This is a genomic window from Paenibacillus sp. TSA_86.1, assembly GCF_052691815.1.
Map to the genome: position 1 here is coordinate 76,254 of NZ_JBQZGE010000012.1, position 16,542 is coordinate 92,795.

Annotated in this window: 17 protein-coding genes; 14 read left to right on the plus strand and 3 right to left on the minus strand. The window is 45.8% G+C overall.

Annotated features, from left to right (window positions below; genetic code table 11):
• Positions 1-137: 137 nt before the first annotated feature.
• The 7 genes from ACUTVW_RS20095 (at position 138) to ACUTVW_RS20125 (ending at position 7,221) form a co-directional block, all read left to right on the plus strand.
• A complete protein-coding gene (locus tag ACUTVW_RS20095; RefSeq protein ID WP_445647411.1) occupies positions 138-608 on the plus strand; it encodes a Fur family transcriptional regulator in 471 nt (156 codons plus the stop codon).
• Between the two features lie 2 nt (positions 609-610).
• Entirely contained in the window at positions 611-865 is a 255-nt protein-coding gene (gene yidD / locus ACUTVW_RS20100; protein WP_445647412.1) for a membrane protein insertion efficiency factor YidD, read from the plus strand.
• A 495-nt stretch (positions 866-1,360) separates the two neighbouring features.
• The gene (gene metG / locus ACUTVW_RS20105) at positions 1,361-3,391 is read left to right on the plus strand and encodes a methionine--tRNA ligase (protein WP_445647413.1); all 2,031 of its coding nucleotides are present in this window, start codon (positions 1,361-1,363) and stop codon (positions 3,389-3,391) included.
• Positions 3,392-3,724: 333 nt separating this feature from the next.
• A complete protein-coding gene (locus ACUTVW_RS20110) occupies positions 3,725-4,717 on the plus strand; it encodes a metal ABC transporter solute-binding protein, Zn/Mn family (protein ID WP_445647493.1) in 993 nt (330 codons plus the stop codon).
• Positions 4,718-4,829: 112 nt separating this feature from the next.
• On the plus strand, positions 4,830-5,588 hold the full coding sequence (locus tag ACUTVW_RS20115; RefSeq protein ID WP_445647414.1) for a metal ABC transporter ATP-binding protein: 759 nt from the start codon (positions 4,830-4,832) through the stop codon (positions 5,586-5,588).
• Positions 5,589-5,638: 50 nt separating this feature from the next.
• Positions 5,639-6,442: a metal ABC transporter permease gene (locus tag ACUTVW_RS20120; RefSeq protein ID WP_445647415.1), complete on the plus strand. Its 804-nt coding sequence runs from the start codon at positions 5,639-5,641 to the stop codon at positions 6,440-6,442.
• Between the two features lie 65 nt (positions 6,443-6,507).
• On the plus strand, positions 6,508-7,221 hold the full coding sequence (locus tag ACUTVW_RS20125) for a cytochrome c biogenesis CcdA family protein (RefSeq protein WP_445647416.1): 714 nt from the start codon (positions 6,508-6,510) through the stop codon (positions 7,219-7,221).
• 144 nt (positions 7,222-7,365) lie between these two features.
• Here the strand turns inward: ACUTVW_RS20125 and splB are convergent, their stop codons facing one another.
• Positions 7,366-8,436 (minus strand): spore photoproduct lyase, encoded by a 1,071-nt coding sequence (gene splB / locus ACUTVW_RS20130; protein ID WP_445647417.1) that lies wholly within the window; start codon positions 8,434-8,436, stop codon positions 7,366-7,368.
• A 188-nt stretch (positions 8,437-8,624) separates the two neighbouring features.
• Here splB and mntR point away from each other — a divergent pair, with 188 nt between their 5' ends.
• The 3 genes from mntR (at position 8,625) to ACUTVW_RS20145 (ending at position 11,976) form a co-directional block, all read left to right on the plus strand.
• On the plus strand, positions 8,625-9,053 hold the full coding sequence (gene mntR, locus ACUTVW_RS20135) for a transcriptional regulator MntR (protein ID WP_434750443.1): 429 nt from the start codon (positions 8,625-8,627) through the stop codon (positions 9,051-9,053).
• A 188-nt stretch (positions 9,054-9,241) separates the two neighbouring features.
• A complete protein-coding gene (locus ACUTVW_RS20140) occupies positions 9,242-10,849 on the plus strand; it encodes a family 10 glycosylhydrolase (RefSeq protein WP_445647418.1) in 1,608 nt (535 codons plus the stop codon).
• Positions 10,850-10,974: 125 nt separating this feature from the next.
• Entirely contained in the window at positions 10,975-11,976 is a 1,002-nt protein-coding gene (locus ACUTVW_RS20145; RefSeq protein WP_445647419.1) for a patatin-like phospholipase family protein, read from the plus strand.
• A gap of 95 nt (positions 11,977-12,071) precedes the next feature.
• Here the strand turns inward: ACUTVW_RS20145 and ACUTVW_RS20150 are convergent, their stop codons facing one another.
• Together ACUTVW_RS20150 and ACUTVW_RS20155 are read right to left on the minus strand one after the other, a co-directional pair.
• Positions 12,072-12,410 (minus strand): hypothetical protein, encoded by a 339-nt coding sequence (locus tag ACUTVW_RS20150; RefSeq protein WP_445647420.1) that lies wholly within the window; start codon positions 12,408-12,410, stop codon positions 12,072-12,074.
• A gap of 5 nt (positions 12,411-12,415) precedes the next feature.
• Positions 12,416-13,408, minus strand: a complete 993-nt coding sequence (locus tag ACUTVW_RS20155; RefSeq protein WP_445647421.1) for a DUF1385 domain-containing protein — start codon at positions 13,406-13,408, stop codon at positions 12,416-12,418.
• A 319-nt stretch (positions 13,409-13,727) separates the two neighbouring features.
• On the opposite strand from ACUTVW_RS20155, the gene ACUTVW_RS20160 reads away from it, so the two are divergent.
• The 4 genes from ACUTVW_RS20160 to efp all read left to right on the plus strand — a co-directional run bounded on the left by ACUTVW_RS20160 (position 13,728) and on the right by efp (position 16,467).
• Positions 13,728-14,234, plus strand: coding sequence for a YqhR family membrane protein (locus ACUTVW_RS20160; RefSeq protein WP_445647494.1), 507 nt, complete (start codon positions 13,728-13,730; stop codon positions 14,232-14,234).
• Between the two features lie 77 nt (positions 14,235-14,311).
• On the plus strand, positions 14,312-14,755 hold the full coding sequence (gene aroQ, locus ACUTVW_RS20165; protein WP_445647422.1) for a type II 3-dehydroquinate dehydratase: 444 nt from the start codon (positions 14,312-14,314) through the stop codon (positions 14,753-14,755).
• Positions 14,756-14,794: 39 nt separating this feature from the next.
• On the plus strand, positions 14,795-15,868 hold the full coding sequence (locus ACUTVW_RS20170) for a M24 family metallopeptidase (protein ID WP_445647423.1): 1,074 nt from the start codon (positions 14,795-14,797) through the stop codon (positions 15,866-15,868).
• Between the two features lie 41 nt (positions 15,869-15,909).
• Entirely contained in the window at positions 15,910-16,467 is a 558-nt protein-coding gene (gene efp / locus ACUTVW_RS20175) for an elongation factor P (RefSeq protein WP_434750450.1), read from the plus strand.
• Positions 16,468-16,542 lie beyond the last annotated feature (75 nt).

The following is a 16,542-nucleotide window of genomic DNA, read 5'->3' on the forward strand; positions in this document are numbered from 1 at the left end:
TATGCCTCGTTGACTCTGATCTCCATTTCATGCATTATTAGTAGTATATATAAAGAGCAGAAGCATTAGCTTTTGCCAAAAGAATGTCGCATGATGAGAAATGCAAAAGGTTTGTATGACAGGAGGTGCTCTAAATCATGCTGTCGACAGAACAGATTATAACAACCATGTCCTCACAGGGACTTCGTATAACGGACCAACGCAAGACACTTGCACGGTTATTTGCCGAGTCTCCAGGGTATCTTACACCCAAGGACGTCTACGAATATATGGGCAAGACTTACACCGGATTAAGCTTTGACACGGTGTATCGGAACTTGCGTGTAATGCAGGAACTGGGTGTGCTGGAGCAGGTTATCTTTGAAGATGGTGTGAAATTCAGAGCGCATTGCAGCGAGGGCCACCATCATCATCACATGATCTGTTTGAAGTGTCAGAAGACATATCCCATCGTTTTTTGCCCGATGCAGCTCGCTGATGCGCCAGAGCAGTTTCAGGTCGTGGATCACAAGTTTGAAGTGTTTGGTTACTGTAAGGATTGTGCCGAACATGCTCCAGCCAAGAAGACATCTGCACACCAGCATGTGCACAGCCACGGGAAAAACTGAAGATGAAACTTTCGCGTAGAATCGTGCAAGCTCCGATCCGGGTGTACCGCAATTATATCTCTCCGTTAAAACCGCCGACATGTCGGTTCTATCCTACCTGTTCGGCATATGCGATGGAGGCAATAGAAGTACATGGTGCACTTAAAGGCTCGCTTCTAACGGCGAAACGGATTGCCAAATGTCATCCGTTTCATCCAGGCGGTGTAGATCTGGTTCCGCCTAAGGTGGAGAAAAATGTAGTGATATCTGAACCGTAACGTGAAGAAAAACCTGATTTTCATTTTCTGACTGATCTAAGTGTTAAAGACTATGTAATTGTAAACGGGAAACTCGCTCTGATCGTCGGTGTACTTGACAACAAGGTCAGCATTTCAGTATATTTTTTGTATATGATTTTCCATTGAAGGGATAAGTACAGACACACCCCCAGTGCAGAGAGCCGGAGAAGCTGAGAACCGGTCTGGGAGGAGGATGGAAAATGGTCCCGGAGGAACCTCTTTCGAGCGTGCAATCAGTGAATTATCGCTATTGTCGTAAGCTTGAGGCGTGATCCAGCGTTAATGGGCGGTCGAAGGACCGGAAGAGCCTGTGTTTTGTGAAAAATGCGGGGAATTTGGGTGGTAACACGTGAGAGATACTCTCGTCCCATACAGGGCGGGAGTTTTTTTGTGTTCATTTTCAGATCAGGAACAGGTAACCGTTCGAAAAATTGCATGTATTCAGGAGAACAATTGAAGGAGGAGAAGTCATTCATGACGGATCAAAAAACATTTTATTTGACAACACCGATTTATTATCCAAGCGACAAGCTACATATCGGGCATGCGTACACAACGGTAGCAGGTGATGCAATGTCTCGTTACAAACGTTTGCGTGGATACGAGGTGCGTTATCTGACAGGTACCGATGAGCATGGCCAGAAGATTGAGCGCAAGGCTCAGGAGAAAGGATTGTCTCCACAGGCTTTTATCGATGAGATTGTCGTAGGCATTAAGGAACTGTGGAACAAGCTGGACATCTCCAATGATGACTTCATTCGCACAACCGAGGAGCGTCACAAAACGGTTGTGCAGGATATCTTTGACCGTTTGCTAAAGCAGGGTGATATCTATAAGGGTGAGTACGAAGGCTGGTATAGCATTCCGGATGAAACTTATTACACAGAGACACAACTGGTGGATGTAGAAAAAAATGAACAAGGTGAGATTATCTCGGCCAAAAGTCCGGATAGCGGCCATCCGGTTGAACTCGTCAAAGAAGAATCATACTTCTTCCGTATGAGTAAATACGCGGATCGTTTGTTGAAATATTATGAAGAGAATCCTGGTTTCATCCAACCGGAATCCCGCAAAAACGAGATGATCAACAACTTCATCAAGCCGGGTCTTGAGGATTTGGCTGTATCGCGTACAACTTTTGAGTGGGGTGTCAAAGTTAAAGGCGATCCGAAACACGTCGTTTACGTATGGATTGACGCGTTATCCAACTACATTACAGCACTGGGCTATGGTTCTTCGGATGCTTCATTGTATAACAAGTTCTGGCCTGCAGATGTTCATCTGGTGGGGAAAGAGATCGTTCGTTTCCATACGATTTACTGGCCAATCATGCTCATGGCGATGGATCTGCCTTTACCGAAAAAAGTATTTGCACATGGCTGGTTACTCATGAAAGATGGCAAAATGTCCAAATCGAAAGGCAATGTAGTGGATCCGGTAACCCTGATCGATCGCTACGGTCTGGATTCCCTTCGTTACTATTTGCTACGTGAAGTACCGTTTGGTTCGGATGGAACGTTTACACCGGAAAGTTTCGTAGAGCGTGTGAACTCCGATCTTGCGAACGATTTGGGCAACCTGCTGAACCGTACTGTAGCGATGGTTGATAAGTACTTTGAAGGCAAAGCTCCTGCTTTTGCTTCCAATGTAACCGAGTTTGATGCTTCGCTGGAAGAGGCTGGACATGCAACGGTGGAAAAAGTGGAGCAGGCGATGGAGAACTTGCAGTTCTCTGTAGCGCTTACGGCTATAAGTCAATTTGTTAGCCGCAGTAACAAATATATTGACGAGACTCAACCGTGGGCTCTGGCGCGTGATGAAGCGAAACGTGAGGAGCTGGCATCTGTGATGTCTCATCTGATCGAAAGCTTGCGAATTGCTTCCATTCTGTTGCAGCCGTTCCTGACTCGTGCGCCGCGCAAAATTTGGGAACAGCTGGGCATCCAAGAAGGCGAACTGACGGCTTGGGATTCAGCGAAACAATGGGGAATCGTACCTGCGGGTAACGCATTGCGCAAAGGTGAGCCGATCTTCCCGCGTCTGGATGCGGAACAGGAGATTGCTTATATCTCCGAAGCGATGACAGGTGGGCAAAAGGCTGCACAGCCTGATGCGAATCAGCCAGAAGCAGGATCGGAAGCTTCGGCCGCAGTAGAACCGGTAACTGCACCTGAAGGCAAGGAAGAGATCGGTATTGATGATTTTGCCAAAGTTGAGCTGCGTGTGGCACAAGTTATCGCTTGTGAGCCAGTTAAAAAGGCAGATAAGTTGCTCAAACTGCAACTGGATCTTGGCTATGAGCAACGTCAGGTTGTATCTGGTATTGCGAAGTTTTATTCGCCGGAGGAGATGGTTGGACGTAAGGTCATCTGTGTGACCAACCTCAAACCAGTAAAACTGCGTGGGGAACTGTCTCAAGGTATGATCCTGGCAGCTTCCCATGGGGATCAGTTAACCCTGGCTACCGTGCCGGATAGCATGCCTAACGGCGCGCAAGTGAAATAACAGCTCCCAAGAGCAAGATAACGCAACTAGGGTGATCAATCTTACAGAGATTGTCACAAGTTGGAACCGAGAGTGGTCCGAAGTGATTCGGACCGCTTTTTTTATGCCGAAAAAATGATCTGTTGGCAGGAGAACAAGCATATATTGTTATGAACTCCGAACTTCGGGAAAGAATGTATAGGGCATGACCTTGACAAGCAAAGGGATGTTACCTATAATTCTTTTAGTAATATTTACGATTAAGTGATGCGGAGTGAATTATACATGACATTATTTAAAACGAAGAGACAAGTTCGATTGGATCGATCCAACAAACGCAGTAAACGGAGCACAATGAGGCTGCTTTCGAGCGGTTTGCTGATACTCAGTTTGCTGGTATTGTCCGCTTGTGGACAGAACAGCGAGAATACAGCCAAGATTGTTGAAGGCAAAGTGAATGTAGTGACGACATTTTACCCGGTATATGCATTTACTGCGGCGATTGGCGGAGAGGATGCCAATGTCATTAACCTGCTGCCTACAGGGGTAGAACCGCATGACTGGACACCGAAGAGTCAAGACATCGTGAACACGTCCAAAGCACAGCTTTTCCTATACAATGGCGCAGGTCTGGAAGGATGGGTGCCGAACTTTCTGAAATCGCTGAACAGTGATAGCAAAGTGAAATCCGTTGCGGTTAGCGAAGGTGTCAAGCTTTTATCGGCAGAAGGCGATGACGGTCACGGACATGGAGAAGAACATGAGGACCAACATGCGGATGACCATGCAGACGAGAGTGGCAACGAGGAACAGGTAGCTGACCATCATATCGATCCTCATACATGGGTCAGTCCCAAATCTGCATTAATTATGGCGGAAAATATTAAGAATAGTCTGACGGAAGTGGACTCTGCGCACAAGGCAGGTTATGAGAAACGTTACGAAGAACTTCGTACAAAACTTGAAGCACTTGACCAGCGGTTTACCAATGAATTGGCGTCTGTACCAAATAAGGAAATTGTAGTGTCACATCAAGCGTTTGGTTATCTTGCACGTGATTATGGTTTGAAGCAACATGCCATCATGGGGCTCTCCCCAGATGCTGAGCCAACAGGGCAAGATATTGTGAAGCTTGCTAAACTGGTGAAAGATGAGGGGATCAAGTACATTTTCTTTGAAGAGCTTGTATCGGACAAATTAGCTAAAACGCTTGCGAGCGAAGCAGGAGTTGAAACCATGGTGTTGAACCCGGTGGAAGGCCTAACCCAAGAACAGGTTAACAACAAAGATGATTATTTCACCCTGATGGAGAAAAATTTGCAAAATCTGCTGATCGCATTAAAATAAGAAGAATGAAGGTTAAACATCCAGAAGTCTTTGCTGTCCCATCGGCGAAGACTTTTGGAATGTTCAGCAGCATATTTACAGTTTTTTATTTATTATGAAGGGCGGCTTTGCCATGCAGCAAATCATGCCATTATGTCATGATCCGATTATCGAGATTGAGAATCTGTCTTTTTCCTATGGGGATCAGCGTGTGATACAAAATCTCAATTTTATGGTTCAGCAGCGGGATTTTGTAGGGATTATCGGTTCGAACGGAGCGGGAAAAACAACGTTGCTTCGCATGCTGGTAGGACTGCTGCCTCCTGCACAAGGAGATATCAAGCTGTTTGGACAGTCGATTCGCAGATTCAAGGACTGGAACCGGATCGGGTACGTGCCCCAAAAAAATGCGTTTAATCCGCTGTTCCCGGCGACTGTTCGTGAAGTTGTCATGTCTGGCTTGTATAACAACAAGAACATGTTCCGCCGTATCTCCCGTCAAGGCCAACAACAGTGCGTTGATGCGATGCAGGTGATGCGGATTGAGGATATAGCGCATAAACGTATTGGACAACTGTCCGGCGGTCAGCAACAACGTGTCTTTTTGGCTCGTGCGCTAATTAATCACCCGGATCTTTTGATTCTGGATGAACCTACAGTAGGGATCGATGCAGAGTCACAAGCCAGTTTCTTTGAACTGATTACCCACATGCATGAACATCATCGGATGACGTTCCTGATGGTGTCTCACGATATGGATCGAATGGAGAGTTATCTGGGCGCGGAAGCGGCCCTAACGAATGGTAAGATCCATTTCCATGTGCGTCATTCGCATGAGATCGAAGATTGTGCAGAGACTAACCTGCAGCATACTACCGCACAGGTACGCTAGTTATGTTTGTATGCCATTAGATTAACCAGGCTGAAGGAGTCGTGTTTGTTTTGGAAATATTATGGAGTGATTTTTTTCAGCGTGCCCTTGCAGGCGGATTGCTTATCGGCATCACCGCTCCGCTGATCGGACTTTTTCTGGTGTTGCGGAGACTATCGATGATCGGGGACACTTTGTCCCATGTAACGATTGCGGGAGTAGCGCTTGGTTTTCTGATAGAAGTGTACCCCATTGGTGTAGGTTTGATTTTTGCGGTACTGGCGTCATTTGCCATTGAAAAGCTGCGTAAAGCATATAAAACCTATGCAGAGTTGTCTATTGCAATTATTATGTCTGGAGGCGTAGCGCTGGCTTCGCTGTTTTTTACACTGGGTAAAGGGTATAACGCGGATGTTATGAGTTATTTGTTCGGCAGTATTTACACACTGGATGCAACGGATCTGAAGCTGGTTGGAGTCGTGACACTGATCGTTGTTATTGTGGTGGCCTTCTTACATAAGGAGTTTTTCCTGCTCAGTTTTGAAGAGGATGCAGCTGCAGTGACGGGATTGCCAGTCAAAATGCTGAATATGTTAATTACGGTTATGACAGCACTAGTGATCAGTACAGCGATCAAAATCGTGGGCGCTTTGCTGGTATCTGCATTGTTGACTATTCCCGTTGCCGTCAGTCTGCTCCTGGCTCGAAGCTTCAAATCAGCTATCATTCTGTCTGTGGTGATTGGAGAGATTGCTGTAGTGATTGGACTGGTTACGGCGGGGATCTGGAACCTGGCGCCGGGAGCAACGATTGTGCTGCTGCTGATTGGCATGTTGATTCTAACGATGATTGCAAAAAAAGGCTTTCGTGCCTGATATTCTAATGCTTATCATTTAACGATTAACGAGAAAGTGAGCCCAAGGAAGGGAGACATTGCCTCATGCCTGATGTTAATGTATGGCTGGCTTTTGTAGCCGGCCTCGCTTCTTTTATATCTCCATGTTGCCTTCCGCTGTATCCTTCGTATCTCTCGTACATCACGGGAATGACCGTGCAACAGTTGAAGGATGATCGTAATCAGCGCGAGGTGCGGTTCAAGACGTTAACGCATACACTGGCGTTTATTCTCGGTTTCTCGGCTGTATTTTATTCGCTTGGTCTTGGCGCAGGATTGTTTGGTCAATTCTTTAACGATAACCGTGATTTGATTCGTCAATTGTCGGCGATTTTGATTATGTTGATGGGCTTGTTTCTGTTAGGCATTTTCAAACCGCAGTTTTTGATGAAAGAACGAAAACTTGACATGAAGTGGAAACCAGCCGGTTATGTAGGTTCCTTTATTTTTGGCATCGGTTTTTCGGCGGGATGGTCACCTTGTATAGGGCCGATCCTGACAGCTATTATTGCGATGGCTGCGAGTGAACCGTCCACTTGGCTTAAACTGATTACCGGTTATACTATTGGATTTGCGTTGCCTTTCTTTGTTCTAGCATTCTTCATTGGCTCCACACGGTGGATTTTGCGTTATTCCAACATCATGATGAAGATTGGCGGAGCATTAATGTTGTTAATGGGCATATTGCTGTTCACGAATCAGATGACCAAAATAACCATATGGCTTCAGGAAATTACACCGCAGTGGATGATTATTTAACACTAATCATGTAAAATTTCATGTGAGATGAAAATACGAAGGACTAATTTTCAATAAAGTACATAAAGCAGGCCTCATAAACCAGAACGATTCTGGAATATGCGACCTGCTTTTTAATCTCATGAGAACGGGAGTTTTCTTCAGTTAGGTGAAGTAATCAATCTTAGCTAACGGGAAATGTTCGAAAATACGTTCTGTAATGAACTCGCGTAGAGCATCCTGCTGATCATCTTTATAAACGTATTTGTATTGACCCCAACGGCCCCATTTCATTTTACGTTTCTCAATATCCATCTCCAGCTTCGATTTGGGATATCGCTTCTCGATGGTGGCTTTCGCCGTTTTGGTAAAACGATGCTGGATCATCTCAAACGTAAGATCTCTGGTAGCTTCTTCAGGCAGGGTTTCTGCCAGCTTTTGCAGTAACTCCGCATAACCTTCCTGCCAGCCATCGTACCAGATGATGGGAGCTATGATGAAACCAAGCGGATAACCCGCACGGGCAATTTTGCCTGCGGCTTCAATACGCTCTTCAAAGCGGGAAGTTGCAGGTTCGAAATTTTTGATAACATAGTCCGAATTGACGCTGAACCGGATACGCGTGTGACCATTGTGCTTGATGTCAAGCAGCGGATCAACATGATGATATTTCGTAACGAAGCGTAAACGGCCGTATTCCTCATCAGCCATAAAACGAATGAGATCGCTCAGGTTTTCCGTAATATGTTCCAGACCAACAGGGTCGGATGTACAAGCTGCCTCGAAACGGGTGATTTCAGGTTTCCGTTCCTCGATGTATCCTTTGGCAGCCTCAATAATCTCTTCCGTGTTTACATACACGCGGATATAAGGTTTGGCGCCCAAAGTGGTCTGCAGATAACAATAATGGCAATGCCCCATGCAACCCGTTGAGACTGGAATGGCATACTCTGCTGAAGGTTTGGACTGGTCAAATTTAAGCGTTTTGCGTACGCCAACAACCAAAGTTCGTTTGGCCATTCGATATTTCTCCTGTTCCGTCTCTCCGGGCAGGTTTGTGATACGATTGTGCGATGTGGTCATCTGATAAGGAATATTTTGAGATGTCACCCATTCCATAATTCGTTTGCCTTTATCATATTCAAGCGCTCCGGGTTCAAAATACACCAAATCGGGAATAAAGGGTTTAGTAGACTTTGCTTTTCGAACAGGGGGCTGGGCAACGCTTGTGCTCACAGAATCACTCCTTTCAGTACGAATCTGAACTTAGTTTGCCTCGTTTGAAGAGAAGTCACGCCTGCCAAATCCTTGTGTGCTGCATGGCGTGAATTCGGCAGGACTTGCCAATGCGTATTGATAACATGTATCATTAGAAGATAGGGACCAGGTACGTAGAACCGGTCAGAGAGAAGAGAGGGAAGCAGATGCCAACGCCCAGTATGGAAGACTATTTGGAGCGTATATACAAATTGATTGATGAAAAGGGCTATGCTCGTGTGTCTGATATAGCTGAAGGACTGGAAGTGCATCCTTCATCCGTGACGAAGATGATCCAAAAGCTGGATAAGGACGAGTACCTGATCTATGAGAAGTACCGCGGGTTGGTGCTGACACCAAAAGGAAAAAAGATGGGCAAACGGTTGATGGAACGCCATCATCTGCTGGAGCAGTTTTTAACCACCATCGGTGTGCAGGAAGAGAACATTTACAATGATGTAGAAGGTATTGAGCATCATTTGAGCTGGGATTCCATCACTTGTATAGAGACTCTTGTAGAATATTTCCGTCAGGACGAGAGTCGTCTTCAAGATCTCAAAAACCTTCAGGATATCATGAGCAACACGGACTCTTGAACCTTGAATTCATACGTTAACAAAGAGAGAGATGCTTCTCGCCCAGTGCTAAGGTGAGGAGCATTTTTTTGTTATGCTAATCAAATCCGCCCAAAAATTGGTCAATATCGCAACTAAACCGGTCTCCCAAGCGTCTATTAAACTAGTAGAATTTACCGCAAATTTAATGATGTTGGAGGATTGTATTGATGAAATTGCGTAAAGGTTTAGTGCTTCTGCTTATTTTTGTCCTTGGTCTGCAGACAGTAGGTTTGACTGCACAGGCGGCATCTCCGAAAGAGATTTCTATTTTTCTGGATGGTCAGCGTCTGGAATCGGATGTTTCACCGTACATACTACCAAAGGTGAATGTCACGATGGTGCCGCTGCGTGTCATTAGTGAAGGATTGGGTGCTTCTGTGTTATGGTCTCAGGCAACCCGGACGGTGACGATTCAGAAATCGGATTCAACGATTACGATGACGAGTGGACGCCAGCAAGCGACCGTCGACAACACATTGGTTAATCTGGATGCGTCTGTGCAACTAAAACAGGGGCGTGTCATGGTTCCCATTCGTTTTGTAAGTGAAAATTTAGGAATTCAAGTGAGCTGGAATCAGGCTGCTCAGACGATCGATCTGTATACCGGAGATGGAACAACGCCAACACCTGAACCAACACCAGCAATTCCGGCAGAGCCAGGAGGGACTGTAACGCCAGTAACCCAAGAGATGCGTGGAGCCTGGATTTCGACGGTTAATGGCGATTGGCCTTCTTCTGGAGCAAAAGGCAATGTAGAGAAACAGAAGCAGGAGTATACGAGTCAACTGGATCAATTGAAGGATGTGGGTATCAATGCTGTATTTGTACAAGTCAGAGCAAATGCTGACACCATCTATCCTTCTAGCCTCGCACCTTGGAATAGTGTCCTGACAGGCACGCAAGGTAAAGACCCTGGCTACGATCCACTGGCTTTTATGATTGAGGAAGCACACAAGCGCGGGCTTGAATTCCATGCTTGGTTCAATCCATTCCGGGCTACCAACTCGGCAGCAACAACGAATCTGGCAGCAAACCACGTGTCTAAGCTGCATCCAGATTGGATTGTAAATGCATCAGGCAAATTATATATTAATCCGGGTGTTCCAGAAGCAAGACAGCATATTATGGATACCATTATGGAAGTTGTGAATAAGTATAATGTCGATGGTGTACATCTGGACGATTATTTCTACCCATCAAATGTTACCTTCAATGATGATGCTGCTTACAAAATGTATAATACGTTAAAGACTGCAGATCGCGCAGCATGGCGCCGTGACAATATTAATCAGTTTGTGCAACAGCTTGGACAGAGCATCCATCAAGTGAAACCGAAAGTAGAGTATGGGATCAGTCCATTTGGCGTATGGCGTAACAAAGCAAATGATTTTACGGGATCAGACACCAAAGCAGGCGTGACGGCATATGACAGCATGAATGCAGATGTTCGGACATGGATCAAACAAGGATGGATCGACTACGTGGCACCTCAAGTGTATTGGAGTATGACGCTAAGTGCCGCAAGATACGATAAGGTTGTAGATTGGTGGGTTAATGAGGTAGCGAATACCGATGTAAAACTGTACATTGGCCATTCTCCTTATAAACTGGGAACACCAGAGATTGGATGGCAGACCTCCCAAGAAATCATTGATCAATTGACTTATAATAAGAAGTATCCATCCATCGGTGGAGATATCTATTTCAGTTCCCAGTATCTTACCAAAAACCCGCTGGGCTTGATCGACCGATTGAAAACCTACTATGGAATGTAGGCCCACACGGTAACGTTTCCATATAAACATTCTCTTATTCATCACATCATAGTTATATGACCAACCCCTGTTCTCATACAGTGGCAGTAGCAAGCATGGCTGCCTGGAGAACGGGGGTTTTTGGTATGTTAATTAACGGAGTATTTGAGGGTGGAGGCGTGAAAGGAATATCACTCGCAGGGGCTGTACAGGGAGCACAGGACTGCGGGATGCAATTTAATCGGGTTGCCGGCACATCTTCCGGTTCGATTGTTGCTGCGCTTCTGGCTGCGGGATATCGGGCCGAAGAGATGAAAGTGATTATTGAGAGCACGCCGTTTGCTTCGCTATTGCAACGGTCACCTATATTTAATACACGCTGGATCGGCCCGGCAGCAAGGCTGTTTTTGAAAAAAGGCCTATATTCGGGAGAAGCGCTGGAATCATGGATAAGTAAGATGCTGGCGCAAAAAGGAATACGAACCTTCGCCGATTTGCCACCCGGAAAGCTGCTGATTACCGCTTCCGACATTACTAACGGCAACATTCTTGTGCTGCCTGATGATATCCGGCGCTTTGGGATCGAACCGACGAAACTTGAGGTTGCCAAGGCGGTGCGAATGAGCTGCAGCATCCCCTATTTTTTTGATCCGGTTATTATCCGGAAATCACCGATCATGTCCAAGGGATTAGCTTTTCAGGATCAGTTTGTGTATGTTGTGGACGGAGGGCTGCTTAGTAATTTTCCGCTCTGGTTGTTTGATGGAGAACGCTCGGAGTCAGGAGGGGCTATCATTCCGGTAGTCGGCTTCAAGATGGTAGGCAAAACCGAGGTAGAGCCTACGCGGATCAAAGGTCCGCTAACGATGTTACAAGCGCTTGTTGAGACAATGCTGACGGCTCACGATGAGCGTTACATTGAGCAGATTAACCGGTTTCGAACAGTCAAGATTCCTACGCTTGGCATTAAACCAACCCAGTTTAATCTTTCCGTTCAGGACAGTACCAACTTATATCGGTCTGGCGTTGCCTCTGGCCTGGAGTTTTTCAACACGTGGAATACAAAGATGTATAACGAGCAATTGGAAAAGCAGCGAAAAGAACTTCGCAAGAAACAGGCGGATGCACTGCCGCTGATTCCCGTGTAAAGACTTAAAAAAGCAATTCTCCTTAGCTGAGGAGAATTGCTTTTTGGGTTTTATTTTACCGTAAAACTGGAACACAGCCTTAACACGACGACAACTTAGTGATACTTGGGAATGTCCTCGTCGTTGCTTTTCCCTTTTTGGCCTTGAATCACCTGGAAAGGATAGTCCTTGCGTTTCTTGGACGAACTGCTTTTTCTGGCCTGGACATTATTCTGTGCATTCACTTTAGCCATCGTTTTAGCCGAAGGTTTGATCTTTGGTGTCTTTGCTTTTCTCGACCAACGGGCAGGCGGATATTTGTACAACAGGAACACCACTCCGAACACAATCAGAGGGATGAGAATACTGGTCAATGAGGCTCTAGTCAAAAAACTGATGACTCCAAGAGCGGCCAGTACAATGAATGCCCAAAATATAATGGCCTGCTTATTCATATCATTCACCCTTTCACAGGATCAAATGTAGCTACAGGAACTTCAGTTGTCGATGAAACGTTGGCAAGTTTGGCGTCCAGCTCAAGCATGCGGTTAAACGATGCAATGGAAACTTCCACTTGAGCGTTGGTAGGTTCTTTCGTTGTGAGTAGTTGCAGCCACAGACCCGGATATCCCAAATAACGAAGAATGGGAATATCACGAAGCGAGTTCGTAATCTTGAGTAGTTCGAACGAAACACCCAGCACGACTGGCAGCAACAACAGACGCTGTCCCATCCGTTCCCATAAATTATCATAGGTGAACACGGAGTACAGGAATATACCGATAATAACGGTCAACATGATAAAGCTGCTTCCACAACGGTAATGCAGTCTGCTGTATTTCTGAACATTTTCCGGGGTCAACTTTTCTCCAGCCTCATATGCACTGATAACCTTATGCTCTGCCCCATGGTATTGAAACAAACGTTTGATCATCGGCGTCTGCGAGATTAACCACAGATAGGCGAGTAACAAAATCAGTTTGATGACACCTTCCAATACATTATGCAGGAATTGATTGTCAAATACATTTTTAAATAAGAAGTCCTCGATCACAACAGGAAGCAGCGTCAACACAATTTTGCCGAAAAGGAAGGACAGGATGGCGACAGCTGTTACCCCAATAATCATGCTAAGGCTCCAGCCGGACCCTTGCTTCTCCTCTTGTTTGGCCTTTTCTTCCGGTTCCAGTTCATCATCAGCATAAGCGTCAGCAGAGTAGTTCAGATGTTTGCTGCCTTTGACACTTGAATCTATAATGCTGACAATTCCGCGCAATAAAGGAATCCGCCGCAATTTCATGACCCAGGTCTTGTCTTGCTTGGGAACTTCCAGATACGTAATTTCGCCGTCTTTTCTGCGAACAGCCGTAACATTGACGTGTTTACCGCCGAACATTACACCTTCGATAACGGCTTGCCCCCCGTAGCTGACAGGCTTGGATTGTTGAGGCAAATTATTCACCTTCCTATTCTGTTCTAAGCCTTTACAGTGAAAGGCAGTCTAATATCCCTATTGTATCGAATTTGGAGAGCAATTTCTAGTTTAGAGACCAATCCGCAGGAGAAGCTGTTAAGATTGTCCTGTTTTGAACATACTACGGCCTAGAACTGTAAGAAAATATCTGGCATGCCTGCGAGATGATCTTGCGAAGAAGGGGACGTTAGTGATGAACGATCATAACCATGAGAAAGTATCCACGAATAGTAATCACGAAGAAAAATCAGATCAGCATAAACATGAGCAACACTCGCAAGAACGTGATGATAAAGTAATGAAGCGGCGTTCCGCACCGAAGCAGGGGGATGCGCACTATTATACGAACCGGTTTTCCTTTGCACTAGAGTTGGGATTCTTTGCCGGTTTGATCTGGGGCGGCATCCACTGGCTGTTCCATCTGCTGCATTTTACTGTAGTACCTGTCGGTTTTCTGGCGGAGCCGTTCTTCAAACATAAATATATCTATACTCCGGCAGGTCATTTAACGGGCTGGCTATGTTTTATTGTATTCTCCATCCTTGCTTCGCTGTTATATACCTTTACCATCCGGAAATTAAAAGGGCCGTTCCCTGGTATGGTGTACGGGATCGTGTGGTGGATCATCCTCTTTATATTGCTTGGCCCCAAACTGGGAATGATGAAGCCGCTAAACCAGTTGACATGGGATTCAATTTTCACCGAATTTTGTTTCTTTCTCCTTTGGGGACTGTTCATCGGTTATACCGTAGCGATGGAGTATACCGACGAGCGGAAGCGGGAGCCGGAGCACGCAGGCGCCTAGACGCAAAAAAGCTTCTCAATCCGGTCATGGCTGTGTTAAAATAGCAGATGGTTATTTGCAGAGAGGGTGGAGCAGCGATGAAACGAATTATTGTGATCAATGGCCCGAACCTAAACATGCTTGGCGTACGTGAACCAGGCATTTATGGAACGCTTAGTCTGAAGGATATTGAAGGCAAAATTCGCAGACAGGCTGAAGAACTGGGAGTCTCCATCGCTTTTTATCAATCCAACCATGAAGGGGACATTATTGACCGCATTCATGCCGCAATGGGTGAGTCGGACGGGATTATGTTAAATGCCGGGGCGTTTACCCATTACAGCTATGCTATACGTGATGCAATCAATGCCGTGAAAGTTCCTACCGTGGAAGTTCATCTATCCAACATTCATGCACGCGAAGCATTCAGACATCATTCAGTACTTGCAGCGGAAACGATCGGGCAGATTGCCGGATTTGGCGAAGTAAGCTATGAACTGGGACTGCTGGCTCTCGTGCGTCATCTGGACAAACAAACCTGAGCCGGAAACCCGGGAATGTGAGAGAAAGAAGGGTTACCGATGGAAAACAAACGAGTACACAAGTTGCGCGAGGCAATGGCTGAGCGTGAACTCAAAGCAATGCTGATTACGAACCCGATTAACCGTCGTTATACGACGGGATTTACCGGCTCGGCGGGATATGTGCTTATCACAGAGCAGGAGGCTTATTTGCTTACTGATTTCCGTTATATGGCACAGGCATCCTCGCAAGCTCAAGGTTTCAACGTTGTGGAACACGGTGCAAAACCGATGGATTCCGTACGTGATTTACTGGTTAAAGCGAATATCAACGAGGTTGGCTTTGAACAGGATTCGGTCACATTCGGTACGCATGCTTCTTATGCGGAATCGTTGCAATCGGTTAAACTTACCGCAGTATCCGGCATTGTTGAGCAGCTTCGTATGTTCAAAGATGATGACGAAATTGCAGTAATGCAGAGGGCGGCAGATTTGGCAGATGCCACATTCAGCCACGTTTTGCAATTTGCGAAACCGGGTATGACTGAACGTGAAGTCGATCTGGAAATGGAATTTTTCATGCGCAAGCATGGGGCAACCAGCTCTTCCTTTGACACGATTGTCGCTTCAGGCGAACGTTCTGCGTTGCCTCACGGTGTAGCAAGTAGCAAGGTAATTGGACAGGACGAACTGATTACGTTTGACTTTGGTGCGTTGCTGGACGGATACTGTTCAGATCTGACACGTACGATTGCAACGGGCAACCCTGTACCTGAGCTGCGCAAAATTTATGACATCGTACTGGAAGCACAGTTACATACGCTGGAGAACCTGAAACCAGGTATGACCGGACGGGAAGCGGATGCACTTGCTCGAGATATCATTGCAGGTTATGGATATGGAGAACAATTCGGACACAGTACAGGCCACGGCCTGGGCATGGAAGTTCATGAAGCTCCGCGTTTGTCCAAGCTTAGCGATGATGTATTGAAACCGGGCATGGTGGTTACGGTTGAACCGGGGATTTATATCGATGGACTTGGCGGCGTACGGATTGAAGATGACGTTGTGATTACCGAGACAGGTATCCATATTCTTACGAAATCGGACAAAAAGTTCACCGTTATTGGGTAATACACCAGCTAATTTTTATTTATATTCAGGAGGGATTTTTTGTGATTTCAGTTAACGATTTTAAAACAGGTTTGACCGTAGAAGTAGATGGAGACATCTTCACTGTAATTGACTTTCAACACGTAAAACCAGGTAAAGGCGCAGCCTTCGTACGTTCCAAATTGAAAAACCTGCGTAACGGTAACACCGTTGAGCGTACATTCCGTGCAGGTGAAACGATTGGCCGTGCAATTATCGAGAACCGTGGTGTATCTTATCTATATGCAAGTGGTTCAGAGCACACGTTTATGGATAACGAAACTTACGATCAGTTCACTTTGACAAGTGAGCAACTGGAATGGGAATTGAACTTCCTGAAAGAAAACATGAACGTGAAAATCGTTAGCTACAAAGGTGAAATCCTGGGTATCGACCTGCCTACAAGCGTTGAGTTGAAAGTTATTGAAACCGAGCCAAGCGTTAAAGGTAACACGGCACAAGGTGCGACTAAAAATGCAAAAGTAGAAACAGGTCTGAATGTACAAGTGCCTTTGTTCATCAATGAAGGCGACGTGCTTCTGATTGATACACGTGAAGGTAAATATTCTTCCCGTGCGTAACTTTAACTTGCTGTAAGCTTGAAGGTACGGATGAAAACCCTTTGCCATGCATGTGGCAAAGGGTTTTTTTGAAAA

What these genes read in the sequence shown, in the direction of transcription:
- ACUTVW_RS20095 (WP_445647411.1), top strand. Translation starts at nt 138, where the DNA reads ATGCTGTCGACAGAACAGATTATAACAACCATGTCCTCACAGGGACTT.
- yidD (WP_445647412.1), top strand. Translation starts at nt 611, where the DNA reads ATGAAACTTTCGCGTAGAATCGTGCAAGCTCCGATCCGGGTGTACCGC.
- metG (WP_445647413.1), top strand. Translation starts at nt 1,361, where the DNA reads ATGACGGATCAAAAAACATTTTATTTGACAACACCGATTTATTATCCA.
- ACUTVW_RS20110 (WP_445647493.1), top strand. Translation starts at nt 3,725, where the DNA reads ATGAGGCTGCTTTCGAGCGGTTTGCTGATACTCAGTTTGCTGGTATTG.
- ACUTVW_RS20115 (WP_445647414.1), top strand. Translation starts at nt 4,830, where the DNA reads ATGCAGCAAATCATGCCATTATGTCATGATCCGATTATCGAGATTGAG.
- ACUTVW_RS20125 (WP_445647416.1), top strand. Translation starts at nt 6,508, where the DNA reads ATGCCTGATGTTAATGTATGGCTGGCTTTTGTAGCCGGCCTCGCTTCT.
- mntR (WP_434750443.1), top strand. Translation starts at nt 8,625, where the DNA reads ATGCCAACGCCCAGTATGGAAGACTATTTGGAGCGTATATACAAATTG.
- ACUTVW_RS20140 (WP_445647418.1), top strand. Translation starts at nt 9,242, where the DNA reads ATGAAATTGCGTAAAGGTTTAGTGCTTCTGCTTATTTTTGTCCTTGGT.
- ACUTVW_RS20145 (WP_445647419.1), top strand. Translation starts at nt 10,975, where the DNA reads ATGTTAATTAACGGAGTATTTGAGGGTGGAGGCGTGAAAGGAATATCA.
- ACUTVW_RS20150 (WP_445647420.1), bottom strand. Translation starts at nt 12,410, where the DNA reads ATGAATAAGCAGGCCATTATATTTTGGGCATTCATTGTACTGGCCGCT.
- ACUTVW_RS20160 (WP_445647494.1), top strand. Translation starts at nt 13,728, where the DNA reads ATGAAGCGGCGTTCCGCACCGAAGCAGGGGGATGCGCACTATTATACG.
- aroQ (WP_445647422.1), top strand. Translation starts at nt 14,312, where the DNA reads ATGAAACGAATTATTGTGATCAATGGCCCGAACCTAAACATGCTTGGC.
- ACUTVW_RS20170 (WP_445647423.1), top strand. Translation starts at nt 14,795, where the DNA reads ATGGAAAACAAACGAGTACACAAGTTGCGCGAGGCAATGGCTGAGCGT.